The organism is Candidatus Methylomirabilota bacterium (assembly GCA_035764725.1).
Taxonomy (GTDB): domain Bacteria; phylum Methylomirabilota; class Methylomirabilia; order Rokubacteriales; family CSP1-6; genus DASRWT01.
The window spans coordinates 1-12,693 of sequence record DASTYT010000110.1 but is presented as its reverse complement, the minus strand read 5'-3'; the positions used below and the strand labels follow the sequence as shown (position 1 = coordinate 12,693).

The 12,693-nt window shown below is 68.7% G+C and carries 16 protein-coding genes and 2 rRNA genes; 6 read left to right on the top strand and 12 right to left on the bottom strand.

The features are described from left to right. Positions 1-9 precede the first annotated feature (9 nt). Together VFX14_17865 and VFX14_17860 are read right to left on the bottom strand one after the other, a co-directional pair. Positions 10-1,326, bottom strand: a complete 1,317-nt coding sequence (locus VFX14_17865) for a sulfatase-like hydrolase/transferase (GenBank protein ID HEU5191556.1) — start codon at positions 1,324-1,326, stop codon at positions 10-12. Then, positions 1,323-2,894: an AMP-binding protein gene (locus tag VFX14_17860; protein HEU5191555.1), complete on the bottom strand. Its 1,572-nt coding sequence runs from the start codon at positions 2,892-2,894 to the stop codon at positions 1,323-1,325. The genes VFX14_17865 and VFX14_17860 overlap by 4 nt, the downstream gene beginning before the upstream one ends. 285 nt (positions 2,895-3,179) lie before the next feature. Between VFX14_17860 and VFX14_17855 the strand changes: the two genes are divergently transcribed. Next, complete coding sequence (locus VFX14_17855) at positions 3,180-3,398, top strand: hypothetical protein (GenBank protein ID HEU5191554.1); 219 nt, start codon at positions 3,180-3,182, stop codon at positions 3,396-3,398. An 11-nt stretch (positions 3,399-3,409) separates the two neighbouring features. After that, the gene (locus tag VFX14_17850; protein HEU5191553.1) at positions 3,410-3,631 is read left to right on the top strand and encodes a hypothetical protein; all 222 of its coding nucleotides are present in this window, start codon (positions 3,410-3,412) and stop codon (positions 3,629-3,631) included. A 48-nt stretch (positions 3,632-3,679) separates the two neighbouring features. Here the strand turns inward: VFX14_17850 and VFX14_17845 are convergent, their stop codons facing one another. Continuing rightward, complete coding sequence (locus VFX14_17845; GenBank protein ID HEU5191552.1) at positions 3,680-4,633, bottom strand: Tim44 domain-containing protein; 954 nt, start codon at positions 4,631-4,633, stop codon at positions 3,680-3,682. A gap of 267 nt (positions 4,634-4,900) precedes the next feature. Here VFX14_17845 and VFX14_17840 point away from each other — a divergent pair, with 267 nt between their 5' ends. Then, on the top strand, positions 4,901-5,215 hold the full coding sequence (locus VFX14_17840; GenBank protein HEU5191551.1) for a hypothetical protein: 315 nt from the start codon (positions 4,901-4,903) through the stop codon (positions 5,213-5,215). A 3-nt stretch (positions 5,216-5,218) separates the two neighbouring features. Here VFX14_17840 and VFX14_17835 read toward each other — a convergent pair whose 3' ends face one another. The 3 genes from VFX14_17835 to VFX14_17825 are packed head-to-tail and all read right to left on the bottom strand — an operon-like array spanning position 5,219 to position 7,430. Further along, a complete protein-coding gene (locus tag VFX14_17835; protein HEU5191550.1) occupies positions 5,219-5,752 on the bottom strand; it encodes a carboxymuconolactone decarboxylase family protein in 534 nt (177 codons plus the stop codon). Between the two features lie 36 nt (positions 5,753-5,788). Next, positions 5,789-6,043 carry a hypothetical protein gene (locus VFX14_17830; GenBank protein HEU5191549.1) on the bottom strand — a complete coding sequence of 85 codons (255 nt, stop codon included), beginning with the start codon at positions 6,041-6,043 and terminating at the stop codon, positions 5,789-5,791. A 22-nt stretch (positions 6,044-6,065) separates the two neighbouring features. Beyond that, entirely contained in the window at positions 6,066-7,430 is a 1,365-nt protein-coding gene (locus VFX14_17825) for a transglycosylase SLT domain-containing protein (protein ID HEU5191548.1), read from the bottom strand. Positions 7,431-7,628: 198 nt separating this feature from the next. Here VFX14_17825 and VFX14_17820 point away from each other — a divergent pair, with 198 nt between their 5' ends. After that, positions 7,629-7,904, top strand: a complete 276-nt coding sequence (locus VFX14_17820; GenBank protein ID HEU5191547.1) for a hypothetical protein — start codon at positions 7,629-7,631, stop codon at positions 7,902-7,904. A gap of 49 nt (positions 7,905-7,953) precedes the next feature. Here VFX14_17820 and VFX14_17815 read toward each other — a convergent pair whose 3' ends face one another. The 4 genes from VFX14_17815 to VFX14_17800 are packed head-to-tail and all read right to left on the bottom strand — an operon-like array spanning position 7,954 to position 11,207. Next, positions 7,954-8,655, bottom strand: a complete 702-nt coding sequence (locus tag VFX14_17815) for a hypothetical protein (protein HEU5191546.1) — start codon at positions 8,653-8,655, stop codon at positions 7,954-7,956. Continuing rightward, positions 8,652-9,563 carry a lysophospholipid acyltransferase family protein gene (locus tag VFX14_17810; GenBank protein HEU5191545.1) on the bottom strand — a complete coding sequence of 304 codons (912 nt, stop codon included), beginning with the start codon at positions 9,561-9,563 and terminating at the stop codon, positions 8,652-8,654. The genes VFX14_17815 and VFX14_17810 overlap by 4 nt, the downstream gene beginning before the upstream one ends. Continuing rightward, a complete protein-coding gene (locus VFX14_17805) occupies positions 9,560-10,555 on the bottom strand; it encodes an inorganic phosphate transporter (GenBank protein ID HEU5191544.1) in 996 nt (331 codons plus the stop codon). The genes VFX14_17810 and VFX14_17805 overlap by 4 nt, the downstream gene beginning before the upstream one ends. Positions 10,556-10,589: 34 nt before the next feature. Next, positions 10,590-11,207 (bottom strand): DUF47 domain-containing protein, encoded by a 618-nt coding sequence (locus tag VFX14_17800; GenBank protein ID HEU5191543.1) that lies wholly within the window; start codon positions 11,205-11,207, stop codon positions 10,590-10,592. A gap of 98 nt (positions 11,208-11,305) precedes the next feature. Here VFX14_17800 and yacG point away from each other — a divergent pair, with 98 nt between their 5' ends. After that, positions 11,306-11,521: a DNA gyrase inhibitor YacG gene (yacG, locus tag VFX14_17795; GenBank protein ID HEU5191542.1), complete on the top strand. Its 216-nt coding sequence runs from the start codon at positions 11,306-11,308 to the stop codon at positions 11,519-11,521. Continuing rightward, on the top strand, positions 11,518-12,168 hold the full coding sequence (locus VFX14_17790; GenBank protein ID HEU5191541.1) for a site-2 protease family protein: 651 nt from the start codon (positions 11,518-11,520) through the stop codon (positions 12,166-12,168). Before yacG ends, VFX14_17790 begins: the two co-directional genes overlap by 4 nt. 54 nt (positions 12,169-12,222) lie before the next feature. On the opposite strand, the gene rrf is transcribed toward VFX14_17790, so the two are convergent. Next, positions 12,223-12,339 (bottom strand): 5S ribosomal RNA (rrf, locus tag VFX14_17785). Positions 12,340-12,409: 70 nt separating this feature from the next. Beyond that, a 23S ribosomal RNA gene (locus VFX14_17780) occupies positions 12,410-12,693 on the bottom strand; the annotation flags it as partial.

Genomic DNA, 12,693 nt, shown 5'->3' with positions numbered 1-12,693 from the left:
GCTAGCGGCCTAGGACGGCTGCGCGAGGTCGGCCTTCGTGTACGGGATGCTGACGGTGGCGTCGGGGGGGATGGGCGGCAGCGTCGCCTCCCACGCCGCGTAGCGCGCACGGAGGTCGGCCAGGCGCTCGGGGTGACGGCGGGCCAGGTTCGCCCGCTCGCGCTGATCCTTGGCGAGGTCGAAGAGGAACTCGTCGCCGTCCAGGGCGAGATACTTCCAGTCGCCCGAGCGCAGCGCCTTCTGGTTGCGGAACTTCATGCGCCAGTAGAGGTCCCGCGCGATCGTCGCGTGGGGATTCTCCAGCACCGGGAGCAGGCTCACGCCGTCCAGCGGGTAGTCGGGATGCGCGGCTACCCCCGCCGCGTCCAGCATGGTGGCGGTCCAGTCCATGGTGAGGGCCTGCTGCGCGGTGACGCCGCCCGGCGCGATGCGCCCCGGCCAGCGCACGATGTAGGGCACGCGGATCCCTCCCTCGAGCAGATCCATCTTCTTCCCGACCATCGGCCACGTATCCGAGAAGCGTTCGCCGCCGTTGTCGCTGGTGAAGACCACCAGCGTGTCCGCGGCGGCGCCCGTGGCGTCGAGCGCGCGCAGGATTCTCCCGATGCCCTCGTCCATCTGCCGCACCATCTCGAGGTAAGTCGGCACCGAGCCGCCGTCGGTGTGGCTGATCCGCTCGAGCGTGCGCGCCACGGCCTCGTCGGCGCGCGTCTCCCAGGGCCAGTGGGGCGCGGTGTAGTGCACGGAGAGGAGGTACGGCGCCTCCCGCCCGCGCTGCCGCTCGATGAAGGCCGCCGCCCCCTCCGAGATGAGATCCGTGAGATAGCCCGCGCGCGGCGACTCCGCCTCGCCCTCGAAGAGGTCGTGCTGAGCCGCGGAGTCGCGATGGGTGAAGTAGTCCACGCCGCCGCTCATCGGCCCGAAGAACTCGCTGTAGCCGCTCTTGAGGGGGCCGAAATGCGGGAGGAACCCCAGGTGCCACTTGCCGACGAGGGCGGTGGTGTAGCCCGCGGCGCGGAGCAGCGACGGCAGGGTGGGATGCTCGGGCGGCAGCCCCAGGACGGGATTACCGCGGTGGCGGCTCGCGATGGGCTCGTCGTTGCCGGCCCGCAGGCGGTACTGCCAGCGCCCGGTGATGAGGGCGAAGCGAGTGGGTGAGCACACCGGGGAGTTCGAGTAGCCGTCGGTGAACCGCAGCCCCTGCGCGGCGAGCCGATCGAGCTCGGGCGAGCACGGCGTCCGCCCACCGTAGCAGCCGAGATCCGAGTACCCGAGATCGTCGGCCAGGATGAAGACGAAGCTCGGCCGCGTCCCCCGCGGGCTCACCGGTCCCGGTCGATCAGCATGCGGCGGAGGATCTTGCCGGACGCCGACTTCGGGATCTGGTCGATGAACTCGAGATGGCGGACGCGCTTGTGCGGAGACACGCGTTCCGCCACCCAGCCCATGATCTCCTCCGCCGAGGTCTTGCGCGACGCCTCGTCGGGCTTGAGGACCACGTAGGCCTTCGGCACCTCGCCGGCCTCCGCGTCCGCCTTGCGCACGACCGCGGCGTCGAGGACGGCGGGATGCGTCACGAGCAAGGCCTCCAGCTCGGCCGGCGCGACCTGGAGACCCTTGAACTTGATGAGCTCCTTGGTCCGGTCGACGATGAAGAAGAAGCCGTCGGGATCGACGTAGCCGACGTCGCCGGTGTGGTACCAGCCCTCCCGATCGAGGCACGCGGCGGTCTCCTCCGGGTGGCCCAGATAGCCTTTCATGATCTGGGGGCCGCGGATCCAGAGCTCCCCTTCGGTGCCCTGCGCCACGTCCTCCAGCGTGACCACATCCACGATCTTGACCTCGGTGCCGGGCACCACGCGGCCCACCGAGCCGGGCTTCATCGGCGCATCGTGAGTGGGGCTCAGATGGGTAACCGGGCTCGCCTCCGTCATCCCGTAGCCCTGCACCACCGGACAGCCGAGCTTCTTGGAGAGCTCGCGCGCGATGTCCTCGCCCAGCGGAGCCGCGCCCGAGAACACGAGACGCACGCTCGAGAGGTCGAACTGGGCCACCGCGGGATGCTTCACCATGCCGAGCACCACCGGCGGTACGAGAGGCAGGATGGTCGCGCGGTACTTCTGGACCAGCGTGAGGAACTCGACGAGGTCGAAGCGCGGCATCGACACGATGGTGCCGCCGCCGGCGAGGCCGAACATCATGATCACGACCATCCCGTAGATGTGGAAGAACGGCAGGAACGCCATGATCACGTCCCGCTCGCTGAAGCCGTCGAACTTCTCCATGGCCTCCGCCTGGCAGAGATTGGCCACGAGATTCCGATGCGTCAGCATCACGCCCTTGGGCAGCCCGGTCGTGCCGCTGGAGTACGGCAGCACCACGAGGTCCTTGGCGGGATCGATGACGACCTTCGGGGGCTGATCGCCCGCCTGGAGCAGCTCGGCGAAGGGCCGCGCGCCCTCGGCGGTGCCAAAGACGTAGACGTCCTGAATGCCGACCTTCTGCGCCGCTTCCTTCGCTTTGTCGAGAAAGGGCGGCACGGTCACGAGCAGCTTGGCACGCGAGTCCTGGAGCTGCTTGGCGAGCTCGTCCGCGGTGTAGAGCGGGTTCGCGGTCGTCGTGACGCCGCCGAGCGTGGCCGCCGCCAGCATCGCCACCCCGTACTCGGGGAGGTTCGGGCTGTAGATGGCGAGCACATCGCCCTTCTTGAAGCCGCGCGCGGCCAGACCAGCGGCCGCGCGGCGAATCGCGTCGGCGAGCTGGCGATAGCTCAGCGTGCGACCGCTGGGACCATCGATCAGCGCCGGCTTGTCGCCCAGGCGGGCGCAGTGGCGGAGCACATAGTCCGTGATGGTCTGATCGGGAATGGTGACGTTGCGGCTGCCGGTGATCATCGACGCTCCTCGGGGGCGGCCCGCGTGACCGGCTCAGCCGATCCGCGCGCTGCGATTGTCATTCTGGCCCGCAGAGCCTAGCGCCCCGACGCGCTGCGGTCAAGCCGCCCTGACAGCCAGCAATAAACGTCGCTCGGAAGGGAGTCCGTCCTACCAGGAGCGTCACTGTCTCAGGTCCGTCACGACTGCCAAATAGCCGGAACATTGGAGGGTATTGGTTGTCGCACCCATGGAACGGAACTTGCTCCCCATATGTTGCAGCAGTAGGAGAAGAAAGGAGCCGCGATGGACGCGTTCATGGGAACGGATGGCACCGTCTGGCATTCGCGCTGCGAGCGGCCACTCGAGTATCACGGGACGCGCGACGGTCTCGTCGTGGACTTCTTTTGCGCCGACTGCCAGGAGCATGTCTCGCTGCCGCTGCGAGGGATGCCGAGCCTCGACATGAATCGTCGCGCGCCGGGGCAGTGGGCCCCGCGCTTCGCCCTGGCGCACGCGGACTGAGAGCCCATCCCATGCCCGTTCTCGAACGCGCGAGGCATCCCAAGGTCGCCACGGGCGCGATTCACATGATCGCCCACTGCATCTTCCACCAGACGCCGCCCCGCGAGCGGGCGCGCTGTGAGACGTGCGGGAGCGAGCTACGCGCGGTGAACGAGGCGTGGTATTGCCCGCAGTGCCTCTGCCAGCGCGAGGTCGAGAACTGCCCCATCTGCGAGGGGCGGCCCTGGCAGTGAGCGCCGCGCCCCCGGCCTCGAGCCGAGGGCGCTAGCGCGCGTCGCGGCTCAGCCGGCCTGCTGGATCGCCGACAGGCGCCAGGGGCCTGGCCCCACCGGCCGCGTGAAGGTCCAGTACTCCTCGAACTTGACCGGCTCCGTCCGGCTTCCTTCGACCACCTGGGCGCCGCTCTCGTCGGTCGTGAAGTCCAGCAGGCTCGCGAGGAAGCGCACCGTCACGAAGTCCCGGCCGCTCTCCTGCCACGCCTCGGTGGCGTCGACCGCGCGGACCGCGATGTTCTCCAGCCGGTTCACCCGGCGCTGCGCCTTGAGCTGATCACACTGGGCCTGCATGCTCGCCCCCATCTCCTCGGTCAGCACGGGGCGCACGCCGTCCATGTCGCGGGCCATCCACGCCGCCTGCACCTGGAAGAAGATGTCCGAGGCTGGCTCGGTGAAGCGGGCGGGATCGAAGCGCGGATCCATCTGACGAATGTGCGAAACGCCTCGGGCGAGATCCGTGTCGACCGCCGAAGGCGCATTCAGGACCGCGGTGCCCGGCGCCGGCTCAGGGCGCCACGAGGCGGGCGGCTCGCCGGGATCGGCGTAGCCCGCGGGCACCGCCGGAGCGGACTGCCGTCGGCGCAGGAAGGAAATGGCGACGTACGCGAGCACGCCGATCAGCACGATCTCCAGCAGCCCGATCCCCCCATGGCCCATGCCGCCGAAGAAGAGGCTCCCGATGAGGCCGCCCAGCAAGAGCCCGCCGAGCATTCCGCCGAATCCCCAGCCCGGACGGGACACCGGGGCTGGATGCTGATAGCTCGTGGGCGGCGGTGGCGCGGGGCGATTCAGCGAGGAGGAGCCGGGCGACGAGGAAGGCGCCGCCGGTGACGAATAGCTCCGCGAGCCGCGGCTTCCGCTCGAGCCACCACCCCCTGCCCGAGCCCAGGCTTCGGCAGTCCAGAGAACGGGCAGGACGGTTATCGCGATCAAGGCCAGCACGGCGGTCAGTCGCTTCATGGGCACGCTCCTCGTGTGTGGGGCACCAGGCGCGCTCATTATAGCCCGGGCTACGACATCAGACTGTCAGCCAGACTACAAAAAGCGTCAGCCACAGGACCAGCACTCGAATTCTTTGAGGCTTCCCGGCGGCCCGTCGAGAAGGGGAAGAGTTCCTCAATCCACTAAATCAATGAGTTGCGACTAGGTGTCAGCCCTGGAACGTGACTTGCTCATTGGACGGCTCGACCGAAGCCAAGTCAGCGGATCCCAGGGAGGGACCGAGCCATGGCAGTCGCCCCGATTACCACGCCAGAGCAGGAAGCACCGGTTCGCCGGGCTCCCGTTCGCCGCCGTACCCGCCTGGGAGGCCGTCGCGGCCCGCGGGCCGAGGACGGAAACCCGCGTGAGATCCCGCCCATTGTCGCCGTGTACTTCCACACGGACGGCGAGCTGCACCACGGCTGGTGCGGGCACCCGCTGGAGTTTCACGGCACGCGCGCCGGGCAGGAGATGGATTTCTTCTGCATCCGCTGCATCGAGCACGTGACCGTGCCCAACACGATCCTGCCGCGCATTCCCGTCGGGCCGCCCCTCGCCTGACGCCTAGCTCCGGACCGCGCCACCCGGCGCCGGCGACTCGTCGGGCGGCGCGATGTGCCCCATGTCCGGCTCGAGCTGCAGCGTGTCGGCGATCTTCGTGTAGCTCGAGAACATCTGCGTCACCCCGATCACTTCCATCACCCCGCCGTCGCCCACGCCCAGCCGGCGCATCTCCTCCAGGTGAAATGCGATGCCCCATGCGGAGCGCGTCGTGAGCGAGATCGCGAAGGCCAGTGACTCCTTGAGCCGTCGCGACAGCCGATTGTCCTCGAAGGCCCGGCGCGTGGCTCCCCACACGTCCGCCGCGTAGGCGGGATCGCGAGCGAGGAAGCGGAACACGGGCGGCACCTCGGCCCGCGCATAGAACGCGCGAATCTCCGCAAAGAGCGCCGCCGCCGCCGGGCCGCCCTCGCCAGCCACCGGCGGCAGCAGCGCGGTGACCGCAGGGAGACTGGCCAGCCCGTCCGCGGCGACGTTGAGCGCATTGGCGATGCCCACCACGTGCGCGGACTCGTACCAGAGCGCGTCCCCGACCATGCCCTGCAGCTTCCCGGCTGCAGTGTGCGCCTGGACTCAGTAGGTACAGGCGTTGACGCCGCTGACGACCGCGGCCACCATCTCCTTCTCGCCGCGGGTGAACTCGCCGGGCGTGAGCGCGCGCTTCATGGCGCGGCCGTGGGGGCCACCGAACTCCGGATCCCACGCCATGACCCGGCTCATGGCGGGCGGCTGCCTGAAGTCGTAGTTGAACCACGACTTGGAGAGCTCGAACAGCTTTTGAGCGGGATCGGGGTACTCGGAGGCGTCGCGAAGCCTGACGGTGGGCATGGCGGAGGCGCCGGGCGCTCGGTTACCTGAAGCCGCCCTGGCCGTCCTCGCGGGCCGTGACCATCGCGACGCGGAGGCGGTCACCCGGGCGGATGCGAGACTCCTCGGTGAGCCGGTTCCAGCGGCGGATCTCGGCCACGGACACCCCGTAGCGCTTGGCGATGCCACCGACGGTGTCCTGGGGCTTCACCACGTACACGCCATCGGACGCGGCGTGTGCGGTCACCGGCGTACCCTTGCGCGCCCCGGCCCCTGCCACCGCGGACCGCTTGGCCGCGTCGCGCTCGAGCACCACCCGCACCTTGTCAGCACCGCCGACCGGGACCTTGAGGGCATAGCTCTCGCCGGGCGGCGTCTGGCCCATGCGCAGCTCGGAATTGAGCCCGCGAAGCTCCGCAGGCTCGATGCCCGCCTCCTCCGCGAGCCGCACCAGCTTGGTGCCTCCGGAGACGCGGATGGTCTCGTACTGGAGCGGAGCCTCAGGCGTCACGGCAAATCCGTAGCGCTCGGGCTCGCGGACGATGAGGATCGCCGCCTGGATGGCGGCCACGAAGTTCTTCGTTTCCTCGGCGAGATGCCGACCCCGGGTGAGGTCCCAGAAGTCCGAGCTCTTGAGGTTCTTCATCGCGCGCAGGATGCGGACATCGCCCCCGTTGTAGGCGGCGTGGGCGAGCGGCCACGAGCCATAGGCCGCATAGAGGTCACGCAGATATGCCGCGGCCGCGCGCGTGGACTTCTCCGGGTCGAGGCGCTCGTCCGTCCACTTGTCCACGCGTAGCCCGTACTTGCGGGCGGTCGGGGCCATGAACTGCCAGAGGCCCTTCGCCCCGGCCCGGGAGACGGCGATCGGGTCGAAGCCGCTCTCGATCATCGCGGTACACAGGAGTTCCTCGGGCAGACCGCGCCCGATGAGGACATCCCGAATCATGTCCATGTACCGACCCGCCCGGGTGAGCCAGCGCTCCACCACCGCCCTGCGGTAGCCGGTCTGAAAGCGCTCGACGAAGACGGCGACCTCGGGCCGGTCCGGCACGTCGTAGGCCGGCCCGCGCTTCCGAACAGTGGTCTCTGGGACGGGAACCGGCTCCACGATGGGCATGCCGGCCAGCGGGTCCCATTGGTCGCCGGTTAGCGTGGCGGTGTCCAGCCCAGCCTCCGGCTCCTCCGGCTTGCCGGGGGAGTAGGTCAGCCCAAGCTCGATCTCGATCGCCCGGAAGGTACCGCCTGACGATCCCTCGGACGGCTCGGAGGGCACGAGCGGAGCTTCGAGGGACGGCTCCTGGGCCGCGAACGGATAGGTCTCCGCCCCGGCATTGCCCGAGAACGCCAGGGCAACGAAGGAGAAGACCAGCAGCGCCAACAGTCGCCGGTTGAGCGAGGGCTGCATACGAGAGGGCTACATCTCGATTACAGCATGCAGGGGTGAATGGGTCAACGGGGGGAGGGCGAAATCGACTTCAGACCTTGACAGAGCGGCGGGAGGAACCTAACTTAAACGTTTGGTAAGAACGCAGTGTTCGTGCATAGTTACATCATTAGCCATCATAGGTGTCGACAATGGATCGCGAAGGGAGGTGAATCGAATATGCAGAAGATGATCGCGCTGCTCGTGAGCATAGCCTTCTCGGTGAGCATGGCCGGTATCGCGGTCGCCCAGACGCCGGCGGCCAAGCCGGCCGAGGCCCCCAAGGCCGAGGAAAAGGGCGAGAAGAAGGCCGCCGCCAAGAAGGAGACCAAGGCCGAGTGCCTGAAGATGGCCAAGGACGACGCGGCCAAGGCCGAGTGCGAGAAGAAGTACGCCAAGGCTTCGAAGGAGACGAAGAAGCCGGCCGAGAAGAAGGAAGAGGCCAAGAAGCCCTAGCTCCCCCTGGCGGCGCAAGCCTTCAGGGCGCCCGCCAGGGCGCGGCACGCTAGTGCTGGCCCTGGCGGCGCTTGGAGCCCGTGCCGTCCGTCGCCTTGGGCGGCTCCACTGTCCGCTTGTCCTCGCGGACGACGGTGAGCCAGATATTGCGATCGTTGAGTCGTACGGCGGCCTGCTCCCCAGGGCGCACGTCGATCGCGAAGCGCCACAGGGTCACCACGGTGAAGCCCGTCATCTGGGTGAGCCCGACGAAGTCCCCGGCCCCTTTCGCACGAATACGTCGAGCCGATTGCGCATGCGGCTCGTCACGCCAGGCGAGCAAGATCCACCCCCCCGTCGGCACACTCTCGAAGCGGAACCGCCCGGTGGCGTCCGTCACCTCGCCGAGCACGAGCTCACCTCCGCCCGAGAACGCGAGGTCCCGCTCGAGGCCCTCCCTCGCCGCCCGTAGACGCTCCGCCGCGGCCAGGTACGCGCGCGCGTTCTCGCGCAAGCCGGCGCGGATCTGGTCCAGCTCCGCCTCGAAATCAGGCACGGCAGGAAGAAGCATCACCGAAACGTCGCTGAAGGGCGTCGCCGGGCCGCTCGGCTGGGTCGGCTCCGCGAACGCCTCGCCGGTCACCACGCCGGTGAGGCCGTGGTCCCGCGCCTGGAGATACGTGTCGATGGGCGGCCGGGTGTCCGCCGGAACCAAGGCGGGCGCGCTCGCCACCATGACCACCAGCGCGAGGAGTACCGCGGGGCGACTCATGGCGAGGCCTCGGCGGGACGTGTCTTCCAGCGCCGATGCACCCAGAACCATTGCTCGGGCGCCCGACGGATCGCGCGCTCGATGGCCTCGTTGAACGCGTGCGTGAAGGCGACCGGATCGCCGCCGGGCGGCGGGGGCAGCTCCGGCCCGAACTCCACCACGTGCCGGCCGCCGGCAACCCGGCGAATGAAGCACGACACCACCGGCGCACCCGCGCGGAGGGCGATCAGCGCGAAGCCCTTCGACGTGGACGCGGGCACCCCGAAGAACGGCGCGAACACACCTTCGCGACGGGAGGCGTTCTGATCGAGGAGGACGCCCACCATGCGCCCTTGACGGAGGGCGTCGCGGATGTCCACGAGGGCACGGTGCTTGACGATCGTCTGAAAGCGCCCGCGCGCGCGTAACCGCTCGAGGATCTCGTCGAGCAGCGGATCATCGAGGGGGCGCACCACCGCGGACAGGGGGACCGGCATCAGCACCGCGCTCGCCGCCAGGAGCTCCCAGTTACCGAGGTGGCCGGTGAGGGCAAGCACGCCGCGGCCGCGCGCGGAGGCGGCAGCCAGGTGCTCGAGGCCGCGCACCTCGACGCGGGACAGGAGCCGCTCCGGGGGACGAAAGAAGAACTCGCAGGCCTCCACCACGTTGAGGCCCAGGTGCCGAAACGAGTCCCGGCCGATGCGTGCGAGGTCGGCGGCGGGTCGCTCGGCGCCGAAGGCGCGCTCGAGATTCTCCATCACGATGCGCCGTCGCCCACGCAGGAGTCCCCAAGCGAGATCGCCGAGGCGCGCGCCGACCCAGCGGCCTGCCGGCGGCGGCAGGTAGGCGAGCGGCAGTCCCAGGGCGGCGAGAAAGATGAGGAGGAGACGGTCCCGCAGGCTGCGGCCCGCGCCCCGCCCGGGGATCACCCGTGGGGCAGCAGGAGCCAGGTCAGCCCGGCGAGGAGCGCCGAGAGCGGAATCGTGAGGATCCACGCCCATACGATACGGCCAGCGAGGCCCCAGCGCACGGCGGAGAGTCGCTGGGTGGTTCCCACGCCCATGATGGAGCCGGTGATGGTGTGGGTGGTACTCACGGGGATACCGCCCACCGCGGTGCCGATCAGCATGATCGCGCCCGCCGTCTCCGCGCAGAAACCGCCCACGGGGCGCAGCTTGGTCAACCGCATCCCCATGGTCTTCACGATGCGCCACCCACCGGCGAGGGTGCCGAGGCCGATCGCGGCATGGGCGGCCAGTACCACCCAGAACGGCACGTAGAACTCGGAGCCGAGGTGCCCGGAGGAGTACAGGAGGATCGCGATGATCCCCATCGTCTTCTGGGCGTCGTTGGTGCCATGGCCCAGGCTGTAGAACGCCGCGGAGACGAGCTGCAGGCGCCGGAAGAGCGCATCCACCCGGCTCGGGCGCGCATTGCGGAAAGTCAGGAGCGTCAAGGTCATGAAGATGAAGCCGAGCACGAGCCCCAGCACCGGCGCGAGCACGATGAACACCGCGATCTTGATCAGGCCGGAGGCGAGGAGCGCGCCGAAGCCGGCCTTCGCGACCGCGGCGCCCGCGAAGCCTCCGATGAGGGCGTGGGACGAGCTGGACGGGATGCCGTAGTACCAGGTGATGAGGTTCCAGACGATGGCGCCGCAGAGCCCGCCGAGGATCACCCAGTGATCGACGATGGCGGCGTCGACCACGCCCTTGCCCACCGTTTTCGCGACGTTGACGCCGAAGCCGAACGCGGCCACGAAATTGAACACCGCCGCCCACGCCACCGCCTGCATCGGCGTGAGCACGCGGGTCGACACCACGGTGGCGATGGAATTGGCGGCGTCGTGGAAGCCGTTGATGTAGTCGAAGGCGAGCGCGATGAGGATGATGAAGGCGAGGAGGCCGAGGGAGATCGTCATGCGCGCGGGCGCGGGGAAGCCACCGAGGGGGCCGTCACGCCATCTTGAGGACGATGCCCTCGATCACGTTGACCACGTCCTCGCAGCGGTCGGTGACCTCCTCCATCGTCTCGTAGAGCTCCTTCCACTTGATCACCTCGATGGCATCCACCCGGCCCTCGAACAGCGCGGCGAGCTGGTCGCGGAGAAGGCGGTCGGCCTCGTTCTCGAGCCGGTTCACCTCCACGCAGTGCTTGTGGTAGAACGGCGACAGATCGCGCAAGCAATGCACGGCGCGGTCCGTCTCCTCGGCGGCCTTGACGATGATCTTGGCCATGGCCACGCAGCTCTCGGTGGGTGCGGCGATCTTGTAGAGGAGCAGCCGGTCGGCCACGGCGTCGATGAGGTCGAGGACGTCGTCGAGGCGGCTCGACAGCGCGTAGATATCCTCACGATCGATGGGCGTGATGAACGTGGTGTTGAGCCGCCTGACCAACTCGTGGGTCAGGGTGTCGCCGGCGTGCTCGAGGTCCTCGATGGCCTGCGCGTGCGTCTTGGCATTGGGATAGTCGAGGGTCAGGGTCTCGAGGGCGCGGGCCGCCGCCACGATGTTGGCCCCCTGCTGCTCGAAGAGGTCGAAGAACTTCTCCTCGCGCGGGAAGAGCCGGAACACGGTCGGACTCTAACGAACGGCCTCCGCGAAGTCAACCGCGCCCCCCGGAACGCCACGCGCGGTTGACAGTCGCGGCGAAGCGCCGATAGGATGCGGGCGTGACCCCCGTTCGCCGCGCCGCCGCGCGCTCGCCACGCTGCGCGCGCTGCGCGACTCCCATCGCGTGGTCGGGAAACCCGCATCGCCCGTTCTGCTCGCTCGCCTGCCGCCTGATCGACCTCGGGGTATGGCTGGACGAGCGCTACCGCGTGCCGGGTGACGCGATAGCCGACGAGAGCGGCGCCGATGATCGCGTGCCCGCGGGCCGCGGATGACGGATCTCTTCTCCGATCCCTCCGCCTTCCTCATCCGCCTCGTTCTCCAGCTTCCCGCCCTGCTCCTCGCGGTCACGGTTCACGAGCTGGCCCACGGGCTGGTCGCCGACCGCCTCGGCGACCCCACCGCGCGGCTCCACGGACGGCTCACGCTCAATCCCCTGCCTCACATCGACCCCCTCGGCGCGCTCGCCCTGATCCTCGTGGGATTCGGCTGGGCCAAGCCGGTGCCGGTCAATGCCTACAACCTGCGCCACCCCGTCCGCGACATGGCGGCGGTCGCTGCGGCGGGACCGCTCGCGAACTTCATCCTCGCGTTCGTGGGGCTCGTGGTGTATCGGCTCCTGGTGCCGGTCACCGCCCTGCCCATCGTCGTCGAGCCGCTTCGCAACGTCATGGCCATGGTCTTCATCCTCAACGTCGGCCTGGGCGTGTTCAACCTGATCCCGCTGCCACCGCTGGACGGCGGACACTTCCTCCCGTATTTCTTCCCGCGCGCCTCGTGGGGCGCGATCCACAAGCTCGAGCAGTACGGCCCGATCATCCTGATCCTGGCCGTGTTCTCGGGAGTCACGCGCTATGTCGTGGGGCCGGCGATCGCGCTGGTGCAGAGCGTGCTGATCTCGCTTTCGCGCCTGATCGTCTAGGCGCGCGGGGACAAACGAAAGCGCCCGGACCTTGCGGCCCGGGCGCTTGAATTAACCCGGCGACGACCTACTCTCCCACGCCGTTACCAGCGCAGTACCATCGGCCCTGGAGGGCTTAACTTCCGTGTTCGGGATGGGAACGGGTGTGGCCCCTCCGGCATCGCCACCGGGAACTGAGTGGCAATCGAACACGATGATTCTCGAGTGTAGCCAAGCGACGTCTCGAATGTATGAGTTCAACGTGGTCAAGCCGCACGGCCGATTAGTACCGCTCGGCTGAACGCCTTACAGCGCTTACACCTGCGGCCTATCAACCTGGTGATCTTCCAGGGGCCTTCAGAGGGCTTACGCCCTGGGAGGTCTCATCTTGAGGCGGGTTTCGCACTTAGATGCCTTCAGCGCTTATCCCTGCCGGACATAGCTACCCAGCGGTGCTCCTGGCGGAACAGCTGGCACACTAGCGGTCCGTCCACCCCGGTCCTCTCGTACTAGGGGCAGCTCCCCTCAAACCTCCTCCGCCCGCGA